Genomic DNA, 25,861 nt, shown 5'->3' with positions numbered 1-25,861 from the left:
TGAAAACAGAAGCAATGGGGTCCGTTCACGGCACCTACGACTACCGGGTGGTGCGGCAGTTCGCACTGATGACGGTGGTGTGGGGCATCGTGGGCATGCTGGTCGGCGTGGTCATTGCCGCCCAGCTGGTCTGGCCGCAACTGAACGTCGGCGAGTGGTTCCACTTCGGCCGACTGCGGCCGCTACATACCAACGCAGTCATCTTCGCCTTCGGCGGCTGTGCGCTGATGGCGACTTCGTTCTTTGTCGTCCAGCGCACCTGCCACACGCGGCTGTTCGCGCCGTGGCTGGCGGAGTTCGTGTTCTGGGGCTGGCAGATCGTCATCGTTGCCGCCGCCATCACGTTGCCGCTGGGCTACACCTCGGGCAAGGAATACGCCGAGCTCGAGTGGCCGATCGACGTGCTGATCACGCTGGTCTGGGTGGCCTACGCCGTCGTGTTCTTCGGCACCATCGCCAAGCGCCGCACCTCGCACATCTACGTGGCGAACTGGTTCTACGGCGCCTTCATCCTGACCGTGGCGGTGCTGCACCTGGTCAATAGCGCCGCCATCCCGGCCGGCTTCTGGAAGTCCTATTCGGCCTACGCCGGCGTGCAGGACGCGATGGTGCAGTGGTGGTACGGCCACAACGCGGTCGGCTTCTTCCTGACCGCCGGCTTCCTCGGCATGATGTATTACTTCGTGCCGAAGCAGGCCGAGCGTCCGGTGTATTCCTACCGCCTGTCGGTGGTGCACTTCTGGGCGCTGATCTTCACCTACATGTGGGCGGGCCCGCACCACCTGCACTACACCGCGCTGCCGGACTGGACGCAGTCGCTGGGCATGGTGTTCTCGCTCATCCTGCTGGCACCGAGCTGGGGCGGCATGATCAACGGCATCATGACCCTGTCGGGCGCCTGGCACAAACTGCGCACCGACCCGATCCTGAAGTTCCTGATCACCTCGCTGTCCTTCTACGGCATGTCGACCTTCGAAGGTCCGATGATGTCGATCAAGACGGTCAATGCGCTGTCGCACTACACCGACTGGACCGTCGGCCACGTGCATTCGGGCGCGCTGGGCTGGGTGGCGATGATCTCGATCGGTTCGATCTACTACCTGATCCCGCGCCTGTTCGGCCAGGAAAAGATGTATTCGGTGCCGGCCATCAGCATCCACTTCTGGATGTCGACCCTCGGCGTCGTGCTCTACATCGCCTCGATGTGGATCGCCGGCGTGATGCAGGGCCTGATGTGGCGCGCCATCAACGACGACGGCACGCTCACCTACACCTTCGTCGAAAGCGTCAAGGCCAGCTATCCGTTCTGGTTCATCCGCTTCCTCGGCGGCGCGCTCTTCCTGTCCGGCATGTTCGTCATGGCCTGGAACGTGTGGAAGACCATCGCCGGCCACAAGCCGTACAACGCACCGGTGGTGGCGCCTGCTGCCGCGCACGCCTGATCACTGGAGAAAGACATCATGGCTGCATCCAAACACGAAGCAATCGAACGCAACGTCGGCCTGCTGGCGATCCTGACGGTGATCACCATCGCCATCGGCGGTCTGGTCGAAATCGTTCCGCTGTTCTTCCAGCACTCGACCACCGAACCGGTCAAGGGCGTCGAGCCGTACAGCCCGCTGCGCCTGGCCGGTCGCGACATCTACGTTCGCGAGGGCTGCTACAACTGCCACTCGCAGATGATCCGACCGTTCCGCGCCGAAACCGAGCGCTACGGTCACTACTCGGTGGCCGGCGAGTTCGTCTATGACCGTCCGTTCCAGTGGGGCTCCAAGCGCACCGGTCCGGATCTGGCCCGCGTCGGCGGCCGCTATTCGGACGAATGGCACCGCGTGCACCTGATCAATCCCCGCGACGTCGTGCCCGAGTCGAACATGCCCGGCTTCCCGTGGCTCGAGCGCCCGGTCGATGCCAGCACCATCGAGCAGCGCATGCGCGCGCTGACCGTGGTCGGCACGCCCTACACCGAAGAGCAGATGAAGGGTGCGGCGGCGGAACTGAAGGGCAAGACCGAGATGGATGCCCTGATCGCCTACCTGCAAGGCCTGGGCACCGCGATCAAGCGCGTGAACTGAAGGAGCCCGTCATGGAACTCGACATCAACGTACTGCGCTCGGCAGTCACCGTCGCGGGCTTCGCCTGCTTCGTCGCCATCGTGATCATGGCCTGGCGTCCGGGCGCGCAGCGCGCCCACAACGAGGCAGCGATGCTGCCCTTCGCCGACGACGATCGCGCGCACACCGAAACCGGAGAACAAAAGTGAGCGACTTCATCAACGACTTCTGGAACATGTACGTGGTGGTGCTCGTCGTCGCCAGTATCGCGTTCTGTGCCTTCATCATCCTGTCGAACCGCGGCGCCCGCCCGAAAGGGCAGGTCGAACTGCACGGTCATCAGTGGGACGAAACGCTGGCCGAGTGGAACAACCCGCTGCCGCGCTGGTGGGTGTGGCTGTTCTGGATCACCATCGTATTCGCCATCGTCTATCTGGCCGCTTACCCTGGCCTGGGCAACTTCGGCGGCAAGCTCGCCTGGTCGTCCACCGGTGCTTACGACAAGGAAGTGAAGGAAGCGGAAGCCAAGGTAGCGCCGCTGTTCGAGCGCTACGCCAGTCTCGACGTGAAGGAAGTGGCGGCCGATCCCGAAGCACGCGCGATGGGCGAACGCCTCTACCTGAACAACTGCGCCCAGTGCCACGGCACCGACGCGCGGGGTTCGCGCGGCTTCCCCAACCTGACCGACGCCGACTGGCTGTACGGCGGCGAGCCGGAGGCGATCAAGACCACCCTGATCAACGGCCGCAATGGCGCGATGCCAGCCTTCGGTGCCATCCTCGATGGCGAGCAGCAGCGCGACGTGGTGCACTACGTACGCTCGCTGTCCGGCATGGCGGCCGATGGCGTGCGCGTGCAGCGCGGCAAGGCGGTGTTCGGTGCGAACTGCGCGGCCTGCCATGGCGCCGACGGCAAGGGCAACCAGATGGTGGGGGCGCCCAACCTGACCGACGGCATCTGGCTGTACGGCAGCACCGAAGCCATCGTGCTGCAGTCGGTGGCCAAGGGTCGCAATGGCCACATGCCGGCGCACGGCGAACTGCTCGGCGACAAGAAGATCCACCTCGTGGCCGCCTACGTCTGGGGTCTGTCGAACAACGCGGGTGGAGCGAAGTAAATGGCGTCGAATCCCTCTCCCGGCGACAGTACGACCGGTAATGAAGCAAAGCGGGCGGCACGGGTGATTCCGATCACCGACGTGTCGCCGGACGAGGGAGATCTGTACGCGGCGCGCAAGAAGATACAGCCGCGCAGCATCAAGGGGCGCTTCAACAATGTGCGCTGGGCCATGGTGTGGATCACGCAGATCGTGTTCTACGGCCTGGCCTGGCTGCCCTGGAACGACAGACAGGCCGTGCTCTTCCATCTGGTCGAGCGCAAGTTCTACATCTTCGGCATCGTCCTGTGGCCGCAGGACGTGCTCTTCCTCGCACTGTTGCTCATCATCAGCGCGCTCGGACTGTTTCTGGTCACCGCGGTGGCCGGGCGCGTCTGGTGCGGCTACGCCTGTCCGCAGTCGGTCTACACCGAAATCTTCATGTGGATAGAGCGGCATATCGAGGGCGACCGCTCGGCGCGCATGAAGCTCGATGCAGCGCCGATGAGCGCGCGCAAGCTCGGTCTACGTGCCGCCAAGTTCGGTGCCTGGGGTGCGCTGGCCCTGTGGACCGGTTTCACCTTCGTCGGTTACTTCACGCCCATCCGCGAACTGGCGTCGGAGATCGCCTCCTGGTCGCTCGGTCCGTGGGAGGCGTTCTGGATGTTCTTCTACGCCGCCTTCACCTATGTGTTCGCCGGTCACATGCGCGAGCAGGTGTGCAAGTACATGTGCCCGTATGCCCGCTTCCAGGGCGTCATGTTCGATCCAGACACCCTGATCGTCAGCTACGACGCCAATCGCGGCGAGCCGCGCGGCAACAAGAAGAAGGCGCGCGAGGGACAGGTGGTCGGCGACTGCGTCGATTGCGACTGGTGCGTGCAGGTCTGTCCGACCGGCATCGACATCCGTAACGGCCTGCAGTACGAGTGCATCGGCTGTGCGCTCTGTATTGACGCCTGTGATCAGGTGATGGACAAGGTCGGTCGCCCGCGCGGGCTGATCGCCTACACCACGGAACGCACGCTGCTGGCGAAGAAGCCGGCGCACGAGGGCTGGCGCGAAGTGATGGCGCACATCCTGCGACCGCGCGTTATTCTCTATACCAGCCTGCTGGCTTTCATCGTGTCCGGTTTCGCCTGGGCACTGTTCACTCGCACGCCGGTCAAGATGAACGTGCTGCGCGACCGCGCCACGCTGGCGCGCGAAGTCGAGGGCGGCAAGATCGAGAACGTCTACCGGCTGCGCATCATGAACACCTCGGAGATCGCTCGGCGCTATGTGCTCGAGGTCGAAGGTCTGCCGGGCGCCGCCATCGCCGACCTGCGCGAGATCGAGGTCGAAGCGGCTGGCTCGCGCGACATCGCCGCACGGGTGCAGGTCGATGCCGATGCCCTGCAGCCGGGTTCCCACGAAATCTATTTCAATCTGCAGGCCGTCGATGCACCGGATGTCCGCGTGCATGAGAAGACGTCCTTCCTGCAGCCGAGGTAAGCCGCATGAACAACGACGCATCGATGCAATTGCCGTGGTACCGCCACCGCTGGCCGTGGATACTTGCGGCCGGGCCGGTCACCGTCATCATTGCAGGCGTGATCACCACCTGGCTGGCGGCGACCGGCAATACCGCACTGGTCGCCGACGATTACTACAAGCAGGGCCTGACGATCAATCGCACGATAGAGCGCGAGCGCAAGGCGACCGAGCTCGGGGTCGAACTGACCGTGTCAGCGACGCCGGCCGGCACCGACGACACCCGCTTCGAGCTGGTTCTGCGCATGGCCGATGCGACGGCGATGCCGGCGCGTCTGCGCGTGCTGCTGGCGCATCCCACGCGCAGCGAACTCGACCGCGAGCTGCTGTTCGATGGACGGGACGGGCATTTCGGCGGCGTCGTGCGCGCGCTGCAGCCGACTCACTGGAAGCTGGTGATCGAGGACGAGGCGCGCACCTGGCGCGTGCAGCAGTCGCTGACGGTGGAGGCGAGCGGTGGCCACTGAAATCGAGATCGAGGAGGTCGAAACACGGCGCGTACCGGGGCGTTTCGGGCGCCTGTTCGCACTGGTGTCCTGGCCGTCCTTCCTGGTCGCGGCTGTCGCGGAGACCGTCTTCTTCAGTCTGATCAATCCGCGCGAGCTGTATCTGCTCGGAGAGCCGGTGCATTTCTCGCCGCTGGCGACCTACACCATCGGCTTCTTCGGCTTCTGGTGCGTGGCCGGCGCGTCCAGCCTGATTTCGTCCTGGATGGCAGAGAAAATGCCCGCCTGCGCCGACCGCTGCGTCGGCCGCAAATGAAAACGGGGATGCCGTTGCCGGCATCCCCGTCCTTTTCCGCCGGTCGCGGTCGCGTCGCTCAGCGATAGACCAGCACCGGAATCTTCGAATTCGACAGCACCTTCTGCGTCACGCTGCCCAGCAGCAGGTTGGCCAGACCGCGGCGGCTGTGCGACGCCATGAAGATCACATCGGCGTTGCGCTTCAGTGCCACCTCGATGATGGCCTTGTGCGGCTCGTCATGGGTCACGGCAATGCTGTCGACCTGGACACCGTCGGCTTCCGCTTCGGCGCGTGCCGACTGCAGGATGCGGTCGGCGTGGGTGCGCATCGCGTCGGTGAAGTCGTTCGGTGCAATCGGGTCGATGTTCTCCTCGTCCTGCTCGCTGTGCAGCGCCGATACGTGATAGTCCTTCATCACGTACAGGAAAGTGACGCGACCCTTCACGTCCTTGGCGAAGCAGACGGCATGCTTGACTGCGGCCTTGGAAAGATCCGAACCATCGATCGGTACGAGTACGTGGCGAAACATCCTTGACTCCTTCTCGTTGTTATTGGCCGGCACCGCCACGGTGTCCGGCCGTGCTCCACTGCATGGCTCCTGCAAATTCTATCGGCTAACTGAACACTATTTTGAGGGTAAGCCGCCCATTTGGTTTGATCCAAGTAAAAAGCCGGAAGTGCGACGCACTTCCGGCTTCATGGGTGCAGCGAATGCGTATCAGATCGCGTAAGACTTGAGACGCATCGAGAAGTCCTGCAGTTGCTTGATGCCGCTGGCTTCAGCGCGCGCGCACCAATCCTGCAGCTGCTTCAGCAGCTGCTCGCTCGACGCGGTGGAGCGGGCCCACAGTGCGGTCAGTTCCTGGCGCATCGTGTGCACCGTCTCCAGACGGGTGCTGTGCGACAGCATCGAAGCCATTTCGGCGTCGTCGCTGGTCGGCTGCGCGTTCTCGCTGCGGTTCAACCAGCGCTTGAAGCGCTGGTAGCGTTCGCCGTCGGCCAGTGCGGCGTTCGACGCGCGCAGCTTTTCAACCTCTTCGGCGTAGATCGAACGCAGCGACTTCATGTAGCGCGTCATCACGTCGTAGCGGTGCGTGATGATGGCTTCCAGCGTCTGCGTATCGACCACGTTGCGCGCCTCGAAACGCGGTTGCGGAATGGTCTTCTTGGCCTTGGCCAGACCGAGGATTTCGAGGATGCGGATGTACATCCAGCCGATGTCGAACTCGTACCACTTCGACGACAGCTTGGCCGAGGTCGCGAACGAGTGGTGGTTGTTGTGCAGTTCCTCGCCGCCGATGATGATGCCCCAGGGCACCAGATTGGTCGCCGCGTCGTTGCAGTCGTAGTTGCGGTAGCCGATGTAGTGGCCCAGGCCATTGACGACGCCGGCCGCCCAGATCGGGATCCAGGCCATCTGCACGGCCCAGATCGTCAGGCCGAGCGGGCCGAACAGCAGCACGTTGATCACGAGCATCAGCTTGATGCCCAGCGCCGAACGGCCGGTGTACAGATTGCGCTCCAGCCAGTCATCCGGCGTGCCATGACCGTAGCGGCTCATGGTTTCCTTGTTCTTTGCTTCGGCGCGGTACAGCTCGGCGCCTTCGAACAGCACCTTCTTGATGCCGAGCACCTGCGGGCTGTGCGGATCTTCCGGCGTCTCGCACTTGGCGTGGTGCTTGCGGTGGATGGCTGCCCATTCCTTGGTGACCATGCCGGTCGTCATCCACAGCCAGAAGCGGAAGAAGTGGCTGGGAATGGCGTGCAGCTCAAGCGCACGGTGTGCCTGGTGGCGGTGCAGGAAAATCGTCACCGATGCGATGGTGATGTGGGTGAACACCAGCGCGACGACGATATAGCCCCACCAGGGCAGGTCGATAAGACCATTCAACATTCAGGATTTCCCTTGATACACGATTTGAAGATGCGGATTCTACGCGAGAGTGGCTAGCGGTCAATTTGCGCAGCGTCAAGCCTTGGCGTCACACAATGCAACATTGCTGGCATCCCCCAGTATTCTTATTTCGCGCTGGGGGAAGGGGATTTCAATCCCTTCGGCACGGAAACGGCGCAGGATTTCGAGCTGTACGGCGGAGCGGATGGCCAGCGTACCGTTCTCGGGGTCGGTGATCCATACACCCAGTTCCAGATTGATGCCGGAATCGGCGAAGGAATGCAGGAAAGCGCGCGGCACCGGTTCGGACAGCACGCGCTCATGCGCGCGGGCGCATTCTTCCAGGATGACCAGCGCCCGCTCGACGTCGTCGGCGTAGCCCACCTGGACCGATATCGCCACGCGCACCTCGCGGTCTGACAGCCCCTCGTTCTGTACGACCGAACTGACCAGTGTTTCGTTCGGCACGATGGACTGCACGCCCGACGGGCTGCGCAGCACGGTGTAGCGGGTGGTGATCTGCTGCACCTGACCGCGGTCGGCGCCCACCGAAATGAGGTCGCCGATGCGGATCGAGCGGTCGAGCAGGATGATGAAGCCCGACACGTAATTGGCCATGATCTTCTGCAGGCCGAAACCGAGGCCGACACCGAGCGCGCCGCCGAACACCGACAGCGCCGTCAGGTCGATGCCGACCAGCGGCAGCGTGACCATCAGCGCCAGGAACATCAGCGCAACCTTCGAAAGGCGCGCCAGCACGATGCGCAGATTGCTGTCCAGCGGCGCGCGCATCAGCTTGCGTTCGACCGAACCGGACAGCCAGACAGCGGCGATCAGCGTCACCAGCACCCAGGCGCCGCCCTGCATCAGTGCCCACAGCGACAGCTTCTGCTTGCCGAGCGCGACCTGCTGGCTGTCCAGCCATTCGATCACCTCCGGCAGGATGTCGAGCGCGTGCAGCACCCAGGCCGACCAGATGGTGAGGCCGATCAGCAACTCGAAGGTGCTGAGCCAGCCGGCCGGCGAGAACACCTGGCGCAGCCCGTAGACGACCAGGCGGATGACGCCCATCGCCACCAGCATCGCGATGACCAGACGCATCAGCACCGGCGGTTCCTGCAGCAGTTCGACGACGACACGGGCGATCGACAGCAGGGCGATGCCCACGAGCGGGAACAGCAGGCGCTGCAGACCTTCAAGCCCGAGGCGGGCGGTGGCGCCGAGTGTCTCAACGCCCGCCTGCCGGCGCTGGCGCCGGATGAGCAGGCGAGTGATCAGGCCGGCCAGCGCCAGACAGGCGGCCACCACAGCAAGCTCGATGCGCGTGCTGTTCAGCGACAGCATGTGCATCAGCGCGTCGAACGAAATTTCCGTCATTGAGCTGCCGCATCCTTCGCCTGGGTCTGCACCACCGCGTCGGCGAAGCTCATCGACTTCGCGCGATGGCGCTTCCAGTTCTCCAGATAGGTCTGCGCCAGCGCGCGATGGCCGGAGATCACCAGCACGTTCTCGGCGTTCTCGCTCTTCGCCGAGTAGCTGAAATTGTAGGAACCGGTGACCACCACCGGTTCCTTGCCGTCCGGATCGACGATCATCACCTTGCTGTGCGCGGCGGCGTGATCGCCGTCCAGCCATACCTTCACGCCGTTGCCGGCGGCGCGCGGCAGCGCGCTGCGCTCGTCCTTCAGTACCTTGTCGCGATCGGCCACCACCTCGACCTTGACCCCGCGCTCGGCGGCGGCGATCAGGGTTTTCACGATGTTGCGGCTGGTCAGCGTGTAGGCCTGCACATAGACCGCCTGCCTGGCGCCGTCGATCTGGTCCATCACCAGCCGTTCGACGTCGTCCCAGGGCGCGAATGCGACTTCGACCTTGCCTTCGGCCGGCAGCGTGCGGCCGGCGCTGAGCGGCATCGCCGCCAGCATCGTTGCGGCGAACAGCAGGCCGCGCAGATCACTCCTCACTTTTGTCCTCCTTCTTGTCGTCGGCGCCGCGGCGCTCCAGCACCGCCGCGTAGAAGCCGTCGGTGCCGTGTGCGTCGGGCCGCAATTCGAGATCGATTCCGGTGTCGAGTTCGATGCGGGCGGCGGCGAGCAGCTCATTCACCGGCACGCGGACGAAATCGGGGTGGGACGACAGGAAGTCGTCGACCACGCCGCGGTTCTCCTCGTCCAGCAGGCTGCAGGTCGCATAGACCAGGCGGCCACCCGCCTTCACCAGCCGCGACGCACCGGCGAGGATGGCACGCTGCTTGGCGATCAGTTCGGTCACCGCCTGCGGCGTCTGGCGCCACTTCAGGTCCGGGTTGCGGCGCAGCGTGCCGAGGCCGGAACAGGGCGCGTCGACCAGCACGCGATCGATCTTGCCGGCCAGGCGCTTCACCTTGATGTCGGACTCGCTGTCTATCAGTACCGGGTGTACGTTGGACAGCCCGGAGCGCGCCACGCGCGGGCGCATCTTGAGCAGCCGCTTCTCCGACACGTCGAAGGCGTACAGACGGCCGGTCGAGCGCATCATGGCGCCGATGGCCAGTGTCTTGCCGCCGGCGCCAGCACAGAAGTCGACCACCATTTCGCCGCGTTTCGGTGCCAACAGCAGGGCCAGCAGCTGGCTGCCTTCGTCCTGCACTTCGATGATGCCCTTTTCGTACAGCGGGTTCTTCGACAGCGAAGGCCGCTCGTTCAGGCGCAGCGCCCACGGTGAGTAGGCGCCGGGCGTGGCGACGATGCCGTTGTTGGCCAGGGTTGCCATGACCGCCTCGCGGTCGGACTTCATCAGGTTGATGCGCAGATCCAGCGGCGCCTGTTGGTTCAGCGCGCGCGCCAGCGACAGCAGCGCCGCTTCGTCCATCTGCGCGGACAGGCGCTCGATCACCCAGTCTGGCAGGTCGGTGCGCTCGCCCAGCGACAGGTCCTCGGCCTTGCTCGGCGCCAGCGTCTCCAGCCACTGGGCCTCGTTGCGCGACACCAGCGGCGCCAGCTGCTTGAGGCCCAGGCCTTCGATGCGTGCCATCGCGGCGATCAGCAGCTTGCGCGCACCGGCGTGTTCACCGGCAATCGCGCGCAGCCAACGCAGGCGGCGCAGCACCAGATAGGCGTGTTCGGCGATGAAGGCGCGGTCGCGCGACTGCAGCGCGCGCTGCTCGCGGAAGTAGGCGGACAGCACGCCGTCGGCCGGGTGTTCGAAGCGCAGCAGCCGGGTCAGTACGTCGGCGGTGGCGTCTATCAGTTTCTCGTTCGGTTTCATCGCAGGAATATTGGAATGTCGGAATCGGTCTGGCGTGGGTCGGACGCCGGCATCGTCGTGCCGGACGCGGCGGAGGCCGGTGCGGCGACGATGCTGCGGTTTTCGTACTCGATGCGGCGCACGCGCTGGTCGTACACGTCGCCTTTGCGGTCGGTGAAACGGATGCGCACCGGCAGCCAGCGCAGGTCGGGCGCTAGCCACACCTCGATCTGGTTGTCGCCGGGCTGGGCGCGTACCTGCAGGCGCTTGACCAGCAGGCGCCCGAGCGCGGTATCGAGTCCGGTCGGCGCGTCGTCCGGCACGAACCAGCGCGGCGTGTAGCGGCGGCCGGTCGCGACGTTGAAGTCGAACTCGCCGCCCCGCTGCGCGCGCCAGATGATTTCCAGCCACAGGCTCGCCATGTCCTGCGAACCCGGCGTCAGCGTGTGCGTCGTCGTCTTCGAACCGCTGCGCAGCATAACCTGACTGGCCGTCCAGTCGAAATCGACCTGCTCGTCCGGCGGTTTGGCCTGTTTCGAATCCTGTACGAAGCGCCGCGGCTGCAGACCGTCGGCGCCGACGTCGCCCTCGCTGTACTGTTCGATGCGCAGCGGTTTGAGCAGGCCGGCCAGGCCGGTGGTTTCGGTCACCGTGTCCATCCGGTAGCGCGTGCCGTCGTGCACCCAGTGATAGCGGGTTTCGCCGATGCGCAGGCTGTCGCCGCGATAGACCTCGAATTCCAGCCTGGCTTCGCCGACCAGGGCCTGTTGCGGTGACACCTCCTGCGTGTCGTCCTCGGCCGTATCGCGCCCGGGCTCGTCGTTTTCATCGCGCTCGGGTTCATCCGGAATTCGCGGTCTTTCGGGCTCGGCGTCTTCGGTGTTGCCGACCTGCGGTGGGGCGTCGACCTGTCCGTCGGACGGCGCCTCGGGGGGCGTCGGCGCCGGTGCGCGTGGCTCACGGGGTGGCTTGGGCGCGGGCTTTGGCGGTGGAGGCGGCGGCGCGGGCTCGGCTTCGGGCGCCGGCACCGGTGGGGGTGGTGGCAGCGGCGCCGGCACCAGGGCGGCGCGGATGAGCAGCGATTCGTCCGGTCCGGCGCGGTGGTCGAAGCTGCTCAGTCCGCCGGCCAGCAACAGGTGCAGCAGCAGCGAAACGAGCAGCGCGAGCGCCAGTCGCGAACGGGTCAGCGGCTCAGTCATCCGCACCCGGAGCGGTCAGCGCGCCGGTGGCCGGCGTCGCCTCGTCGCGCAGCACGGCGCGACCGTGCTGCAGCGTCAGCCTGTCTTCGAGGAACCAGCGCACCACGCGCGGATAGAGCAGATGTTCCTGCGCCAGCACGCGCGCGGCCAGCGTCGCCTCGTCGTCGCCGGCGAGCACCGGCACCGCGGTCTGGGCGATGATGGGGCCGCCGTCCAGTTCGCCGGTCACGAAATGCACGGTTACGCCGGCGATGCGACAACCCGCCTCGATCGCGCGCCGGTGCGTGTGCAGGCCGGTGAAGGCGGGCAGCAGCGAGGGGTGGATGTTGATCATGCGGCCGGCGTAGTGCTCGACGAAGCCGGGTGTCAGGATGCGCATGAAGCCGGCCAGCACCACCAGATCCGGCGCGTGGCGGTCGATTTCCTGCGCCAGCGCGCGGTCGAAGGCGGCGCGATCCGGGTGTTGCGTGTGATCGACCACCGCGGTGGCGATGCCGTGCTCGCGCGCGTAGGCGAGGCCGCCGGCGTCCGGCCGGTTGCTGATGACGGCGCGCACATGGGCCTGCAGGCCCGCCTCGATGATGGAGCGCATATTGCTGCCGCGCCCGGAGATCAGGATGACGACGGATTTCATTCGGTTTCGGAGACGGAGGCGAAGGTCGGGTGTGAAGGCCGGATTATCGCCCAGCCGCTGTCTGCACTACCTGACCGGCAGGAAGACGGCGGTCGCCAGCGACTGCAGGATGCGGGTGACGACGCGGCGGTTCTTGTCGGCGACGATCTGCGCGCTCATGTCCAGCCAGCCGATCATCTTGCCCATTTCGCGCTCGAAACTCAGATTGCGCGTGCCGTCGATGCCGATCTCGTTCGACAGCAGGAGCGGCGCGCCGAGTTCGTCGCGCGACTGCGCCAGCTTCCAGGCCGAGATTTCGATATTGCGCGCGCAGTTCGACAGCGCCTGCGGATCGAGTTCATCCATGATGAACAGTTCGCTGCGATCGGCCCAGGCGGTCTGGATCATGCCACCCATGCCGATGATGAGCGCGGCCACCCGGTCGCCGGCGAAATCCGGCGCAAAAGCCAGTCTCATCACGTCGATGCCGCGCCGGTTGTCGAACTCCGGCAGCCGCCAGTCGTGCTGCGCAACGAACAGTCGGGCCATCGCCGCTTCGCGACTGTCCAGCCCGGCGCGTCGCCACTCGCGCGGATTGCGCTTGTACAGCTTGTCGGCCAGGCGCTCCAGACTGGCGAATATTTCCCGGTGATGCGCCTCCAGCACCCGGTCGATGTCACTTTTAACAATCTGTTTAGGATGCATGGAATCGGCCACTGGCGCGGGTTTCTGACCAGTGCCCGAACAGCCCGTGATCAAGTTGGCTATCGCGGCGCAACACAGGACGCGCACAATCGGCTTGCAGGCTGTCATAGCGTTCATGACCGACAGCGTACGACAACCCGGGCCATTCGTGGCGGATCGCCGCAGTTGCGGAAGACCGCCCGCGCAGGGCCCTGAAAGAGCAGAAACCGCCATGAAGATGGAACCGCTGGAAAGGGTGCGTGCACCCGGTGTGAAGGCAGGCAGCCGCCGTTTCGGCCGGCTGCTGCGCACGCTGGCGCGCGTCGATCACGGCGGTGTTCTGATCTGCGGCGGTCAGGACGTTCAGTGCGACGCGCTGGCGATGGCGCTGGCGCGGCTGCGCGACCAGCCTCTGATGCGGGTCGAACTGGAAGCGGCCAACGACGAGCCGATCACTTCGGAACAGTGGCGCCCGTCGCTGCAGCAGGCGCGCGAACATTCGGCGCTGCTCTATCTGCACCTCGGCCAAGGCGCCGACACGGTTTTCGGCCGTACCGACCAGCGCATGGCCAGCGTGCGGGCCGAGCACCTGCTGGCCGACGTGCAGCGCGCCGGCGTGGTCGTCATCGTCGCTGGCGCCGAACGCTACTGCGTCGCACTCGAGGCTTGCTGGCCTCGGATCAGGTTGCCTGATTCGACGCGCCGGACACTTTCGATCTCACCCAGGCCACTGCCACTGGCGCAAGTGATATCGCGATGATGGCGAGGATGACCAGCGTCAGGTTCTGCTTCACCCAGGGCAGGTTGCCGAACCAGTAACCGGCCAGCGTCAGAGACACCACCCACAGCAGCGCGCCGCTCACGTTGAACATCGCGAAACGCGCATAGCGCATCCGTGCCACGCCAGCCACGAAGGGCGCGAAGGTGCGGATCAGCGGCATGAAGCGCGCGATGATCACCGTCTTGCCGCCGTGCTTCTCGTAGAACGCGTGCGTGCGGTCGAAGGCCGAGCGGTTGAAGAAGCGCGAATTTTCCCAGCGGAACACCTTGGGCCCGAACCAGGCGCCGACCGCGTAGTTCACCGCGTCGCCCAGTACCGCAGCCATCACCAGCAGCACGATGAGCAGGCCGATCTGCATGCCACCTGCCGCGGCCAGTGCGCCGGCGACGAACAGCAGCGAGTCGCCGGGAAGGAAGGGCGTCACCACCAGACCCGTTTCGCAGAACACGATGGCGAACAGGATGGCATAGACCCAGGCGCCGTACTGCGCCACCAGTGCCGCAAGGTGGGTGTCCAGATGCAGCATCAGGTCGACGAAAGTGGCGAGCAGTTCCATGACAAGGCCGGCTGAAATCGAGCGGCGATGATAGCGGATGCATGTTGCGGCCCGTAAAATCGCGCACCGGATACCTTCTGCGCGCCGCCATGCCCTCGATTCACCTGTTGCCCGACCTGCTGATCAGCCAGATTGCCGCCGGCGAGGTGGTCGAACGACCGGCTTCGGTGCTCAAGGAACTGCTCGAAAACAGTCTGGACGCAGGCAGTCGCGACATCCGCGTGCAGCTCGAAGCGGGCGGCGTCAAACGTCTGCGGGTGGCCGACGACGGCTGCGGCATGCCGCCGGAAGACCTGCCGCTCGCGCTCGCTCGCCACGCTACGTCGAAAATCGCCTCGCTCGACGACCTGGAAGCGGTCGCCACCATGGGCTTCCGTGGCGAAGCGCTGGCGTCGATCGCCAGCGTTGCGCGCGTCACCATCACCAGCCGCGAAGCCGGCAGCGCGCACGCCTGGCGCATCGACAACGGCGGCGCAGCAGAGCCGGCCGCGCTCGACGCCGGTACCGTGGTCGATGTGGCCGATCTCTACTACAACACGCCGGCGCGGCGGAAATTCCTGCGCACCGAACAGACCGAATACGGCCACTGCGACGACGTGTTCGGCCGCATTGCGCTGTCGGTGCCGCAGGTGGCCTTCCAGCTGATGCACAACGGTCGCCTGATGCAGCGCCTGCCGGCTGGCGACATGATGACCCGCGTGCGCGCGCTGCTCGGCGACGAATTCATGCAGCACGCGCGCCCGGTCGAGGCCGACGCCGGCCAGATCCGCGTCAGCGGCTACGCCGCCCAGCCGGCCTTCTCGCGCTCCGGGCGCGACGCACAATATTGCTTCGTCAATGGCCGCTTCGTGCGCGACCGCCTGCTCGCGCACGCGCTGCGCGAGGCCTACGCCGACGTGCTGCATGGTGCGCGCCACCCGGCCTACGTCGTGTTCATCGAACTCGATCCGCGCGCGGTCGATGTGAATGTGCATCCGGCCAAGACCGAAGTGCGCTTCCGCGATTCGCGCGGCGTGCATCAGTTCGTGTTCCACGCGGTCGAGCGCGCGCTGGCGCCGTCGATACAGGTGGCGGCCGCCGTGACGCCGTCATCGTCGTTCGAACCAATGCCGGAGCGCCCGCTGTGGCCGTCGCAGCAGCAGGGCATGAATGTCGAACAGCCGCTGGCGCGCTACTTCGATTTCGTTCGCCAGGATGCGCCGGTGACCGCTTCGGCAGCGCCGGTGCTGCGTCCCGATCTGCCGGCGCAGCAGCATGACGCGCCGCCGCTCGGCTTCGCGCTGGCCCAGCTGCAGGGCGTGTATGTGCTGGCGCAGAACAGCGCCGGCCTGGTGCTGGTGGACATGCACGCGGCGCACGAACGCATCCTTTACGAACAGCTGAAGAAGGTGCTCGAAGGAGCACCCGCGGTGCAGCGCCTGCTGATTCCCGCCGTGCTGTCGATGAGCACGCGCGAAGTGGCGACCGCCTTCGAGTACGCCGACGTACTGGAAAAGCTCGGTTTCGACATCGGTCAGGCCGGCCCGAACGAACTGATGGTGCGCGCGGTGCCGGTGCTGCTGGCGCGTGCCGACACCGGTGCGCTGCTGCGTGCGCTGCTGGAGGAACTGCGCGAGGCGCCGGCCAGCCAGGTGGTGGAGCGCCGGCGCAACGAACTGCTGGCCACCATGGCCTGCCACGGCGCGGTACGTGCCAACCGGCTGCTTTCGCTGCCGGAGATGAACGCGCTGCTGCGCGACATGGAAGCCTGCGAACGCGCCGACCAGTGCAATCACGGCCGGCCGACCTGGGTCCAGCTCAGCATGGCCGAACTGGACCGCCTGTTCATGCGCGGCCGATGAGTGCGCCGGTGCTGGTGCTGCTCGGCCCGACCGCGAGCGGCAAGACGGCGGCGGTCGCCCGCATTGCGCGCGCGCTGCCGATCGAACTGATCAGCGTCGATTCGGCGCTGGTGTTCCGCGACATGGATATCGGCACCGCCAAGCCGTCCGCCGAGGAACAGGCGCTGTGCCCGCACCACCTGATCGACATTGTGTCGCCGGAAGAGGCCTACTCGGCCGCACGCTTTGCCGAGGACGCGCGCCGACTGATCGGTGAAATCCACGCCCGCGGCCGTATTCCGCTGCTGGCCGGCGGCACCATGCTCTACATCAAGGCGCTGCGCGAGGGGCTGTCGGACCTGCCGCAAGCCGACGCCGCGCTGCGCGCCGACATCGATGCGCGCGCGGCGGAGCAGGGCTGGCCGGCGCTGCACGCCGAACTTGCCCGGCTCGATTCCGATGCCGCCGCGCGGCTCAAGCCGACCGACGCACAGCGCATCCAGCGCGCACTCGAAATCGTCATGCTGACCGGCCGGCCGCTGGCCGAAAGTTACGCCCGACGAGAGGACGATGCGCCGCTGCCGCCGATGACCGTGCTGTCGCTCGAACCGTCGGACCGTGCCTGGCTGCACCGGCGCATCGAACAGCGTTTCGACCAGATGCTGGAACAGGGCCTGGTCGATGAACTGCGCACGCTGCGTGCGAAGTACCGGCTGGACGCCGGCATGCCGTCGATGCGCTGCGTCGGCTATCGCCAGGTATGGAATTTCCTCGAAGGCGAGGTCGATGCATCGACCATGCGCGACACCGGCATCTACGCGACACGCCAGCTGGCGAAGCGGCAGATCACCTGGCTGCGCTCGATGCAGATCGACCAGCGCATCGACTGCCTGCGCGACGATGCGGCGGATGCGGTGATGGACGCGTTCGCGCGGAGCGTCCGGACACCGTAGGCGCGTTTTGTGTGGGAGCGACCTCTGGTCGCGATGCGGCGGGTACGGGCCGCAGGCTTTGATTCAGGCCGCTGTCGCGAGCAAGCTCGCTCCCACAGGAATCACCGGGCTCGGCGACAGGTCGGGCGCGCTTTGTGTGGGAGCGACCTTTGGTCGCGATGCTGCCTAGGCGTGTCGCCGGCCTGCTCAGCAGCGCGGGCTCATCGCCCGCTTCAGGTCGTCCAGCTTGTGGATGCGGATGTTCTTGTTGCTGACCGACAGCAGGCCTTCGTCCTGCAGCCGTGACAGACCGCGGCTGACCGTTTCCAGCTTCAGACCCAGATAGGAGCCGATTTCCTCGCGCGTCATGCGCAGGTTGAATTCGGTCGCCGAATAGCCGCGCGAGGCGAAGCGTTGCGACAGGTTCACCAGGAAGGCGGCCAGGCGCTCTTCGGCGCGCATGGTGCCGAGCAGCATCATCACCGCCTGGTCACGCACGATTTCGCGGCTCATCACCTTGTGGAAGTGATGCTGCAGCGTGTCGATTTCGCGCGACAGTTCGGACAGACGGTTGAACGGGATGACGCACACCTCGCTGTCCTCCAGCGCGCGTGCGTCACAGTTGTGCTGGCCGGAGCCGATGCCGTCCAGCCCCATCAGTTCGCCCGCCATCTGGAAGCCGGTCACCTGTTCGCGGCCATCTTCCGAGATCACCTCGGTCTTGAAGAAACCGGTGCGGATGGCATACAGCGACTGGAAGGATTCGCCCGACAGATAGAGCGGCATGCCGCGCGGTATCTTGCGGCGGGCACCGATCAGCGTGTCAACGCGTTCCAGCTCGTCGTCGGACAGGCCGACCGGCATGCACAGTTCGCGCAGGTTGCAGGCAGAGCAGGCGACCTGGAGTCCCTGCGGGGTGATCGGTATCGATACGCTGTTCATTGATTGCGATCAATGCACGGTGTTGGCCGCGCTTGCATGATGAACATACCGCAAAGTGTGCCAATAAATCATGAATGTCGCAAAGGAACTGGTGTTCGACCCGCAGCTGATGCGTCGTTTCGACGTGCCGGGGCCACGCTACACCTCATACCCCACCGCAGACCGGTTCAATTTCTCGCACGACGCCCGGGCTCACGCCGCGCGTCTTGCCGCGCGCACGGCCAGTGCCGGCCCGCTGTCGATCTACGTCCATATCCCGTTCTGCGACACGATCTGCTACTACTGCGCCTGCAACAAGATCATCACCAAGGATCACGCGCGCGCCGATGCCTATCTCGACACGCTGCTGCGCGAAATGGCGATGAAGGCGTCGCTGGTCAAGGGCAGCCGCGAGATCGCCCAGCTGCATCTCGGCGGCGGTACGCCCACCTTCCTGAACGATGCGCAGATGACCCGGCTGATCGAAGGCCTGCGCACCCATTTCCGGTTGTCCGACAGCGCCCAGTGCTCGATCGAGCTCGACCCGCGCGGCGTCACCGCGGCACGCATCGCGCATCTGGGTTCGCTCGGCTTCAACCGCATCAGCGTCGGTGTGCAGGATTTCGATCCGCTCGTGCAGCGGGCGGTCAACCGCATCCAGAGCGTCGAAGAAACCGAAATCGTGCTGAAAGCGGCGCGCGAGAACGGCTTCGTGTCGACCGGCGTGGATCTGATCTACGGCCTGCCCGGTCAGACCCTGGACAGCTTCGACGCGACGCTGGCGACGCTGATCCGGCTGGCGCCGGATCGCGTGGCGATCTACCACTACGCCCACCTGCCGAAGCAGTTCATGCCGCAGCGGCGGATCGACGAAGCCATGCTGCCCGGCCCCGAAGTGCGGCCACAGCTGCTGCGTCTGGCGATCGACCGGCTGCACGAGGCGGGCTATGTGCATGTGGGCATGGACCATTTCGCCCGCCCGGACGACGAACTGGCGCAGGCGCAGCGGCACGGCCGCCTGCAGCGCAACTTCCAGGGCTATTCGACGCACGCCGGCTGTGACCTGCTCGGCCTCGGCGTGTCGGCCATTTCGCGCGTCGGCGCCAGTTTTGCGCAGAACCACCGGACGATAGAAAGCTGGACCCAGGCCATCGACGACGGCGAACTGCCGGTCATGCGCGGTCTCAACATGACCGCCGACGACAGCGTGCGCAGTGCCGTGATCGGTGCGCTGATGTGCCATTTCGAACTTTCGATCGAAGCGATCGAAAGTACATACGCCATTGATTTCAAAAAATACTTCTCGTCAGAGCTGGACGAGCTGGCGGAGCTCGAAGCGGCCGGCCTGCTCACCATCGAGCCGGACTGGATCGCCATCACCCCGCGTGGCCGCCTGCTGGTGCGCGCGGTCTGCATGGTGTTCGACCGCTATCTGCGTCTCGACAGCGAAACGGTGCGCTACTCTAAGGTGGTGTGAGCCGGCGATCCGACCGACCGGCGCGCGTTTTCCACCGGACCTTCAATGAACCTCGGATTGGCAGCGGTTTTCGTCGTCGGCCTGCTCGGCGGCGTGCACTGCGCAGGCATGTGCGGCGGCATCGTGTCGGCGATTTCGGCCGGCGTGCCGCAGCCCGCACGTCGCGGCTGGCGTGCCCAGCTGCCGGCACTGGCGATGCACGCGGCCTACAGCGGTGGGCGCATCGCCAGCTATTCGCTGGCCGGTGCGGTAGCCGGTGGCGTGGGCGGTGTCGGCCTGCTGGCCGGCAATGCGGCGCCGGTGCAGATGACGCTCTACGTGCTCGCCAACCTGATGATGATCGCGCTCGGCTTCTACCTGGCCGGTTACACGCGCCTGCTGGCGCCGGTCGAGGCTCTGGGCCGTCCGCTGTGGGCGCGCATCCAGCCGCTGGCGCGCCGCTTCCTGCCGGCGCGCACGCCGGCGCAGGCGCTCGGCGTCGGTCTGCTGTGGGGCTTCCTGCCCTGCGGTCTCGTCTACAGCATGCTCGGTCTGGCCTTGCTGTCGGGCTCACCCGGCAGCGGCGCGCTGATCATGCTCGCCTTCGGTCTGGGCACGCTGCCCAATCTGCTGCTGGCCGGCATGCTGCTGACCCGCCTGCGTGCCGCGACCCGTCATCCGGCGCTGCGCCGGGTGGCCGGGCTGCTGGTGCTCGGTTTCGGCATCGTCGGTCTGGCGCGCGCGTCCACGCTCGGCGACGGGCTGTGGAACGGCCTCATCTGCCATACTTAGGCACCTTCCTATAACAAGTGTCGAGAACACCATGCGTATCCTGCTTGCCGTAGACGGTTCCGATCATGGCGTGCGCGCCACGGCCGAAGTGCTGCGCCTTGCCGCCATGCTGACCACCCAGCCCGAAATCCACCTGCTGTTCGTGCACGCGCCGGTTCCCGGCGGCCTGCTGCAGCACCACGTCAGCCGCGAAGCGCTGAACGACTATTACCGCGAAGAGGGTCAGGACGCCGTGCGTTCGGCGCTGGAAACCCTGCGCAACGCGAAGATCGAGCCGGTGCTGCACCTGCACGTCGGCCCGCCTGCCGAAACCATTGCCCGTTACGCCGAACAGCACGACTGCGAAATGATCGTGTTGGGTCGCCGTGGCCACGGCGCGTTGGCCAGCTTTGCCCTCGGCTCGGTCGCCAGCGGCGTGCTGCATCACTCCAACCGCCCGGTGCTGCTGGTCAAGTAAGCGCGGCGTAGCCGGCCGCGTCCTTACCGGCGCGCCGGCCCGATCTCAAGAATTCGCTGCGGCGCGCCGTTAGCGGGACATGATGTCAATTTCTGTGTCCCGCACCCCCTCATGAGCGTACCCACCGCCACCGCATCCGATCCGCTCGAAACCTGGGTGGACCGCCTGCGCAGCCAGGACATGCCCATCTTCAGCGCCACCCTCGCCGCCATCGGTGAGGTCGCGGGCGACGAGGCAAGTCCGACTTCCGCGCTCGGCACCATCATCCTGCGCGACGCCGGCATGACCGCGCGCGTGCTGCGGATGGCCAATTCCGTTTTCTTCCGTGGCGAAAGCCAGCGCGTCAGCACGATTTCGCGCGCCATCGTCGTGCTCGGCTTCGACACGGTGCGCAATATCGCGGTGTCGGTCGCGCTGATCGACGCCTTTCTCGCCGGCGGCGTACGCGAGCGCGTGGCGGCCGAGATGGCGCGCTGCTTCCACGCCGCGGTGCACGCCCGGCACGCCGCGTCCGCGCGCGGTGACGCGTCGCCCGAGGAAGTGTTCATCGCGACGCTGCTGTCGCACATCGGCGAGATGGCGTTCTGGTGCTTTTCCGGCGAAGTGGGGCAGAAGCTCGACAAGGCGCTGCGCCAGAGCAAGGCGCAGCCCGAGCAGGTCGAGATGGAAGTGCTCGGCTTCCGTCTGCGCACGCTGACGCAGAAGCTGGCGCGCGAATGGGCACTGCCCGGACTGGTGGTGAATGCCTGTGCTGACGGTGTGCGGCTGGACAGCCGTGAAGCGCTTGTCGTTGCAGGCTATCGCTTGGCGGTTGCTGCCGAAGGCGGATGGGATTCCGAACGTGCGCGCGTCGCAATGCGCGATTACGCGAAGGTGCTGCGGCAGGACATCGCCACCGTCACACCGGTGGTTGCCGCGCACGCGCGCGAGGCGGCCCGTATCGCCGCTTTCTATGGTTGCGAGGACGCTGCGGCGCGCATTCCGCAGCCGACGCCTGGATCCGGCGTCGCACCGGCCGAGGGCGGCGACGGCGCCGAAGCCGATCCGCTGCTGCAACTGGATGTCGCGCGACGCATGACCGCATTGATGGCGGCCCGTTCGGCCAGCACCGCGGTGCTCGATCTGGCGCTGGAAGGCGCCGGCCGTGCGCTGGGCGCCGACCGCGCGGTACTCGCGCTGGTGGCGCCCAACCGCGCGCAACTGGCTGCACGCGCAACCGAAGGTCACGGCGCGCAGCAGCTGATGCGCCATTTCACCTTCCTGCTCGCCGGTGCGCCGCGCGACGCGCTGACCGAACTGGTCGACCACGGCCGCGTCATCGATATCGATGCCGACCACGTGCCCGCTCCCGGACTGCCCTCGGTGGCCCGCCTGCGCGCGGCACTGGGTGAGCGGCACCAGATACTGGTGCCGCTGCACGCGCAGAACCAGGTGGTCGGCGTGCTCTACATCGATCGCGCGCCGTCGCGACCGCCGTTTCCGGCCGGTACCCAGGACGCGCTGCTGCACCTGGCGCAACTGGCGGGTCTGGCGCTCGACGCCGCCGCCGCGCCGCGGCGCGCCTGAGGCGCGGGGCGCGGCGACTGTCGCATCTCAGCCGCGACGGCGGCGGGCGGCTGCGCCGATCAGGCCGAGACCGGCCAGCAGCAGCGCGTACTGTTCCGGTTCGGGTACTGGCGTGACCGACAACGCACCGCTGACCAGCGCCGTCGATTCGATCAGGTTTCCCGGCCCGGTCGGAGCCATGCTCATCCCGATGCTGGTAGATGAGCCGAAGCCAATATCCAGACGCAGTTCGGTGCCAATCGTGCTGTCGAACGAAAAGCTGAAGACCTCGCTGTCGAAGGTCGCGACCTCATACTCCGCGATCGTGCTGTTGCCGTCGCCACGCACGATCAGCGAAAGGAAGGACGGCGGCGAGATGGTAGTTAGAGCGCTCGAAAAGATATTGTCGAAGGTGCCCGAGAACGAGACCCGTACCGCGCTTCCGTCGGCTTCGCCGTCACTTTCGATGCGCAGCGCAGCCAGCATCTGGGAGTACATCGTGTCGCTTCCTGAATTCACCATGACAGGCTGAATCGCGTCGAGCGACATGCTGCGGCTGCCCTGAATGAGTACGTTCGACGGGTCAGACGCGGCGTCAAGCAGAAGCGACTGACTCCACACGTTGGACACGCTGCCGGCGAGGCTTTCCCCACCGCCGACGCCAAGCAGATAGCCGCTTCCCGACAGGTCATCCAAGGTGCCGCCGAAGTTCCACGATGCGGCAAGCTCGTTGATGTTGGTGTTGGTCGAGCCGCTGACGCTGCCCGAAATCAGGCTGAAATGGGCTGCCTGCGCATTCAGGCCCAAGGAAGCCAGCGCGAGCGCCAGCGTGGTCTTGATCAGGTTCATTCTGTGTTCTCCGGAATCAGGTGCGGGCGTCAGTCATTCTTGATGATGCGGTTCTGCGGGCCCGGCGCGACGCCGGTCGGGTTGGCCTGCAGATAGGCTTCGAAGGCGTCGGTATCGACCGCACCGCCGAGGCGCTGCGTGCCGTCCTTCAGTACGGCGAAGCCGTCGCCGCCGTCGGCGAGGAAGCTGTTCACCGTCACCCGGTAGCTGGCCGACGGATCGACCGCCACGCCGTCCAGCGTCATCGACGTGACGCGCGCGTTGCAGGCGTTGCCGGCGCTGTAGGCGTAGCTGAAGCCCTGCGACACCTGCAGGATGCGGGTCGCGGTCTGGCCGTTGCAGCCGTTGAACTGCGTTTCCAGCAGCGTGCGGATCTGGGCGCCGCTCAGCGTCATCGTCACCAGCGAGTTGCCGAAGGGCTGCACCGTGAAGGCGTCGCCGTAGGTCACGTCGCCGTTCGGGGCGTTGAACGGCAGGTCGGCACGGATGCCGCCCGGGTTCATGAAGGTGACGACGGCCTGACCGGTGCCCGCATCGTCGGTGGCGTCGAGCTGGGCGTCGGCGATCACGTCGCCGAGAGCCGACTCGCCGGCCGCGTTCTGCGAGCGGCTGATGGCGGCGGTGATCCTGCCGATCACGCGCGACTTCGGGCCGACCGACAGCGCGTCGTAGTGGGCGACCAGATCGGTCAGCGCCGCGTCTTCCTCGGTCGCGGTGCCGGTGACCAGGTTGTTGGCGGCCACCGCGATCACGTCGCGCGAGCGGGTGTCGATGGTCAGATCGATGTCGGTCAGGTTGCGCGCGTACTGGCCACCCGACGTGACGCGCACCGGCTGGCCGGCGCTGTTGTTGATCAGGCAGTTGTAGGCGGCATGGGTGTGGCCGGACACCACCAGATCGACCTCGGGGTCGAGCCGGTTGACGATGTCGACGATGGGGCCGGACACGCCGCTGCAGCCATTGATGCCGCCGGACGCGAAGCCGCCTTCGTGGATCAGCACGACGATGGACTCGATGCCCTGCGCCTTCAGTTTCGGGATCAGCGCATTGACGGTGTCGGCCTCGTCCTTGAACTGCAGGCCGGCCACGCCGGACGGCGACACGATGGTCGGCGTGCCTTCCAGCGTCATGCCGATGAAGGCCACCTTGTTGCCGAGGAAGTCCTTCACGCCGTAGCCGGGGAACACGGTCGTGCCGGTGGCGGTGTCATGCACGTTGGCGGCGAGGAAGCGGAATTTCGCGCCGGCGAATTCGCCGCCCTTCAGATCCTCGTTCATGCCGAGGCCGGAGTAGGCGTCTGTCGGGTGATTGCCGCCGTGCTGCATGCGCAGCAGTTCGTCCTTGCCTTCGTCGAACTCGTGGTTGCCGACCGCATTGAAGTCGATGCCGATGCGGTTCATCGCCTCGATCGTCGGCTCGTCCTTGAACAGCGCCGAGGTCAGCGGGCTGGCACCGATCATGTCGCCGGCCGACACCACGGCGTGCAGCGGGTTCTGCGCCTTCAGTTCCTTGATGCGGGTCGAGAAGCGGGTGACGCCCGGGTTGCTGCTAGAACCTTCGAAGGGCTTGATGTAGCCGTGGAAATCGTTGAAGGCGATCAGCTTCACCTTCAGCGTGGTGCCGATCTGCGAGTTGCGTGCGGCGATCAGCAGGCGGGCGCGTTCGACCGCACTGATCTTGCCGGCCTTCTGCTGCGCCAGCGTCACCGACGACACGTGAGCGATGAAGGCGGCCTGATTGCCCCACGGGTCCTCGTCGCGGATCTGGCTGTCGATGGTGGCGCAGCTGGCGTCCAGCACGCGGTCGGGTACGCCGGCATCGGTGCTGCCGAACAGCACGTTTGCGCTGTGGGTGCCGGGCGTGCAGGCGAGGGCAGACTGGCTGACAACGCCGGCGACGGCCAGCGCGAGAAGTTTGAGGCGCATGGTGTTTCTCCGGGAATTGGGTCGGGCTCAGGCGGCCTTGCGGCGCACGGCGAACGACAGCAGGCCCAGGCCGGCGATCAACATGGCCCAGCTGTCGGCTTCGGGGACGGCGCTCACTTCGATGTTCAGCGTGGGGCCGGCATAGGTGTTGTTGTTGTAGCCGGCATAGGTCGCGGCCACGCCACCGTCGCCATCGACCAGCGCCAGCGTCACCCGCGAATCGGCCAGGATGTCGGCGGCCAGCGCCTGCGCGCCGGCGTTGTTGCCGGCGGCGCGATCGAACAGCGTATAGGTCTCGACCGTGCCGCTGGACACCTGCACGAATTCATAGCTGAGCACCTGCTGCGCATCGGCGAAGTCGCCGGCGAACGGGTACTGCAGCGGGCTCGGCGATACGATGCTGACAGCATCGTTGCCGGTGAAGTAGACATCGACCGCACCGTCGGCGGTGAAGGCGGCGTTCGACTGCGTCAGCGACAGGCTGATGCTGTCGATCACCCAGCCATTGATGCCATATTGCGTGTCGAACTGTGCCTTCAGCGACGCGATGTCGAAGCGCGCCACGCCGTAGGAGGCGAAGCTGCCGTAGTCGGCGCCTTCGACGTTGAAGAAGTTGATGCCGCTGCCACCGGTGCGCACGCCGCCCGGCTGGACGGTGGCGTTCTGGATGGCCTCGACGCTGGCCGCGTGGGCGGACAGGCCGGTGAAGCACAGCAGCGTGGCGGCGAGCAGTTTCTGCATGTTCATGATCTGACCTCTGTAGGGTGGGTTGTGATTCGTGACAG

General features: G+C 66.1%; 27 protein-coding genes. 14 read left to right on the top strand and 13 right to left on the bottom strand.

Going from position 1 to position 25,861, the window contains the following annotated elements; genetic code table 11:
* Window positions 1–14 precede the first annotated feature (14 nt).
* From ccoN to METFAM1_RS0109405, 7 genes are all read left to right on the top strand, one after another.
* Window positions 15–1,442, top strand: a complete 1,428-nt coding sequence (ccoN, locus tag METFAM1_RS0109435; RefSeq protein ID WP_019919364.1) for a cytochrome-c oxidase, cbb3-type subunit I — start codon at window positions 15–17, stop codon at window positions 1,440–1,442.
* An 18-nt stretch (window positions 1,443–1,460) separates the two neighbouring features.
* Window positions 1,461–2,075 carry a cytochrome-c oxidase, cbb3-type subunit II gene (gene ccoO / locus METFAM1_RS0109430; RefSeq protein WP_019919363.1) on the top strand — a complete coding sequence of 205 codons (615 nt, stop codon included), beginning with the start codon at window positions 1,461–1,463 and terminating at the stop codon, window positions 2,073–2,075.
* Window positions 2,076–2,086: 11 nt separating this feature from the next.
* Complete coding sequence (locus METFAM1_RS0109425; RefSeq protein WP_019919362.1) at window positions 2,087–2,263, top strand: cbb3-type cytochrome oxidase subunit 3; 177 nt, start codon at window positions 2,087–2,089, stop codon at window positions 2,261–2,263.
* Complete coding sequence (gene ccoP, locus METFAM1_RS0109420) at window positions 2,260–3,171, top strand: cytochrome-c oxidase, cbb3-type subunit III (RefSeq protein ID WP_019919361.1); 912 nt, start codon at window positions 2,260–2,262, stop codon at window positions 3,169–3,171. Before METFAM1_RS0109425 ends, ccoP begins: the two co-directional genes overlap by 4 nt.
* Before the next feature lie 63 nt (window positions 3,172–3,234).
* A complete protein-coding gene (gene ccoG / locus METFAM1_RS0109415; RefSeq protein ID WP_019919360.1) occupies window positions 3,235–4,644 on the top strand; it encodes a cytochrome c oxidase accessory protein CcoG in 1,410 nt (469 codons plus the stop codon).
* A gap of 5 nt (window positions 4,645–4,649) precedes the next feature.
* Window positions 4,650–5,150: a FixH family protein gene (locus tag METFAM1_RS0109410; protein WP_019919359.1), complete on the top strand. Its 501-nt coding sequence runs from the start codon at window positions 4,650–4,652 to the stop codon at window positions 5,148–5,150.
* Complete coding sequence (locus METFAM1_RS0109405; RefSeq protein WP_019919358.1) at window positions 5,140–5,445, top strand: hypothetical protein; 306 nt, start codon at window positions 5,140–5,142, stop codon at window positions 5,443–5,445. The genes METFAM1_RS0109410 and METFAM1_RS0109405 overlap by 11 nt, the downstream gene beginning before the upstream one ends.
* Window positions 5,446–5,503: 58 nt before the next feature.
* On the opposite strand, the gene METFAM1_RS0109400 is transcribed toward METFAM1_RS0109405, so the two are convergent.
* From METFAM1_RS0109400 to METFAM1_RS0109365, 8 genes are all read right to left on the bottom strand, one after another.
* The gene (locus METFAM1_RS0109400; RefSeq protein ID WP_019919357.1) at window positions 5,504–5,956 is read right to left on the bottom strand and encodes a universal stress protein; all 453 of its coding nucleotides are present in this window, start codon (window positions 5,954–5,956) and stop codon (window positions 5,504–5,506) included.
* Between the two features lie 189 nt (window positions 5,957–6,145).
* The gene (locus tag METFAM1_RS0109395) at window positions 6,146–7,321 is read right to left on the bottom strand and encodes a DesA family fatty acid desaturase (RefSeq protein WP_019919356.1); all 1,176 of its coding nucleotides are present in this window, start codon (window positions 7,319–7,321) and stop codon (window positions 6,146–6,148) included.
* Between the two features lie 75 nt (window positions 7,322–7,396).
* Entirely contained in the window at window positions 7,397–8,698 is a 1,302-nt protein-coding gene (locus METFAM1_RS0109390; RefSeq protein ID WP_019919355.1) for a mechanosensitive ion channel family protein, read from the bottom strand.
* On the bottom strand, window positions 8,695–9,285 hold the full coding sequence (locus METFAM1_RS0109385) for a phospholipase D family nuclease (RefSeq protein WP_019919354.1): 591 nt from the start codon (window positions 9,283–9,285) through the stop codon (window positions 8,695–8,697). Before METFAM1_RS0109385 ends, METFAM1_RS0109390 begins: the two co-directional genes overlap by 4 nt.
* The gene (locus tag METFAM1_RS0109380; protein WP_019919353.1) at window positions 9,275–10,567 is read right to left on the bottom strand and encodes an RsmB/NOP family class I SAM-dependent RNA methyltransferase; all 1,293 of its coding nucleotides are present in this window, start codon (window positions 10,565–10,567) and stop codon (window positions 9,275–9,277) included. Before METFAM1_RS0109380 ends, METFAM1_RS0109385 begins: the two co-directional genes overlap by 11 nt.
* Complete coding sequence (locus METFAM1_RS0109375; RefSeq protein WP_019919352.1) at window positions 10,564–11,745, bottom strand: DUF3108 domain-containing protein; 1,182 nt, start codon at window positions 11,743–11,745, stop codon at window positions 10,564–10,566. The genes METFAM1_RS0109380 and METFAM1_RS0109375 overlap by 4 nt, the downstream gene beginning before the upstream one ends.
* Entirely contained in the window at window positions 11,738–12,379 is a 642-nt protein-coding gene (gene purN / locus METFAM1_RS0109370) for a phosphoribosylglycinamide formyltransferase (protein ID WP_019919351.1), read from the bottom strand. Before purN ends, METFAM1_RS0109375 begins: the two co-directional genes overlap by 8 nt.
* Before the next feature lie 66 nt (window positions 12,380–12,445).
* A complete protein-coding gene (locus tag METFAM1_RS0109365) occupies window positions 12,446–13,063 on the bottom strand; it encodes a hypothetical protein (protein WP_232419707.1) in 618 nt (205 codons plus the stop codon).
* Window positions 13,064–13,274: 211 nt separating this feature from the next.
* On the opposite strand from METFAM1_RS0109365, the gene METFAM1_RS0109360 reads away from it, so the two are divergent.
* Window positions 13,275–13,802, top strand: a complete 528-nt coding sequence (locus METFAM1_RS0109360) for a hypothetical protein (RefSeq protein WP_019919349.1) — start codon at window positions 13,275–13,277, stop codon at window positions 13,800–13,802.
* Here the strand turns inward: METFAM1_RS0109360 and METFAM1_RS0109355 are convergent.
* A complete protein-coding gene (locus tag METFAM1_RS0109355) occupies window positions 13,723–14,379 on the bottom strand; it encodes a DedA family protein (RefSeq protein ID WP_019919348.1) in 657 nt (218 codons plus the stop codon). The two genes, METFAM1_RS0109360 and METFAM1_RS0109355, sit on opposite strands and share 80 nt — an antisense overlap.
* An 89-nt stretch (window positions 14,380–14,468) precedes the next feature.
* On the opposite strand from METFAM1_RS0109355, the gene mutL reads away from it, so the two are divergent.
* Both mutL and miaA read left to right on the top strand, forming a co-directional pair.
* Window positions 14,469–16,220 (top strand): DNA mismatch repair endonuclease MutL, encoded by a 1,752-nt coding sequence (mutL, locus tag METFAM1_RS0109350; protein ID WP_019919347.1) that lies wholly within the window; start codon window positions 14,469–14,471, stop codon window positions 16,218–16,220.
* Window positions 16,217–17,152: a tRNA (adenosine(37)-N6)-dimethylallyltransferase MiaA gene (gene miaA, locus METFAM1_RS0109345; RefSeq protein ID WP_019919346.1), complete on the top strand. Its 936-nt coding sequence runs from the start codon at window positions 16,217–16,219 to the stop codon at window positions 17,150–17,152. The genes mutL and miaA overlap by 4 nt, the downstream gene beginning before the upstream one ends.
* A gap of 186 nt (window positions 17,153–17,338) precedes the next feature.
* Here the strand turns inward: miaA and fnr are convergent, their stop codons facing one another.
* Window positions 17,339–18,073, bottom strand: a complete 735-nt coding sequence (gene fnr, locus METFAM1_RS0109340; protein WP_019919345.1) for a fumarate/nitrate reduction transcriptional regulator Fnr — start codon at window positions 18,071–18,073, stop codon at window positions 17,339–17,341.
* A 70-nt stretch (window positions 18,074–18,143) separates the two neighbouring features.
* Here fnr and hemN point away from each other — a divergent pair, with 70 nt between their 5' ends.
* The 4 genes from hemN to METFAM1_RS0109320 all read left to right on the top strand — a co-directional run bounded on the left by hemN (window position 18,144) and on the right by METFAM1_RS0109320 (window position 22,323).
* Window positions 18,144–19,529, top strand: coding sequence for an oxygen-independent coproporphyrinogen III oxidase (gene hemN, locus METFAM1_RS0109335; RefSeq protein WP_019919344.1), 1,386 nt, complete (start codon window positions 18,144–18,146; stop codon window positions 19,527–19,529).
* A 45-nt stretch (window positions 19,530–19,574) separates the two neighbouring features.
* Complete coding sequence (locus METFAM1_RS0109330; protein ID WP_019919343.1) at window positions 19,575–20,300, top strand: sulfite exporter TauE/SafE family protein; 726 nt, start codon at window positions 19,575–19,577, stop codon at window positions 20,298–20,300.
* A gap of 31 nt (window positions 20,301–20,331) precedes the next feature.
* Entirely contained in the window at window positions 20,332–20,757 is a 426-nt protein-coding gene (locus METFAM1_RS0109325) for a universal stress protein (RefSeq protein WP_019919342.1), read from the top strand.
* 111 nt (window positions 20,758–20,868) lie between these two features.
* Window positions 20,869–22,323: an HDOD domain-containing protein gene (locus tag METFAM1_RS0109320; RefSeq protein WP_019919341.1), complete on the top strand. Its 1,455-nt coding sequence runs from the start codon at window positions 20,869–20,871 to the stop codon at window positions 22,321–22,323.
* Window positions 22,324–22,350: 27 nt separating this feature from the next.
* Here METFAM1_RS0109320 and METFAM1_RS21045 read toward each other — a convergent pair whose 3' ends face one another.
* Genes METFAM1_RS21045 through METFAM1_RS0109305 form a run of 3 tightly spaced genes read right to left on the bottom strand, consistent with a single transcriptional unit; the run spans window position 22,351 to window position 25,823 of the window.
* A complete protein-coding gene (locus METFAM1_RS21045; protein WP_019919340.1) occupies window positions 22,351–23,151 on the bottom strand; it encodes a PEP-CTERM sorting domain-containing protein in 801 nt (266 codons plus the stop codon).
* Window positions 23,152–23,180: 29 nt separating this feature from the next.
* Window positions 23,181–25,076: a bifunctional metallophosphatase/5'-nucleotidase gene (locus METFAM1_RS0109310; RefSeq protein WP_019919339.1), complete on the bottom strand. Its 1,896-nt coding sequence runs from the start codon at window positions 25,074–25,076 to the stop codon at window positions 23,181–23,183.
* Between the two features lie 27 nt (window positions 25,077–25,103).
* Window positions 25,104–25,823: a PEP-CTERM sorting domain-containing protein gene (locus METFAM1_RS0109305; RefSeq protein WP_019919338.1), complete on the bottom strand. Its 720-nt coding sequence runs from the start codon at window positions 25,821–25,823 to the stop codon at window positions 25,104–25,106.
* Window positions 25,824–25,861 lie beyond the last annotated feature (38 nt).

It is taken from the genome of Methyloversatilis discipulorum (genome assembly GCF_000527135.1).
Lineage (GTDB): Bacteria > Pseudomonadota > Gammaproteobacteria > Burkholderiales > Rhodocyclaceae > Methyloversatilis > Methyloversatilis discipulorum.
This window is presented reverse-complemented; position numbering and strand designations above follow the sequence as displayed.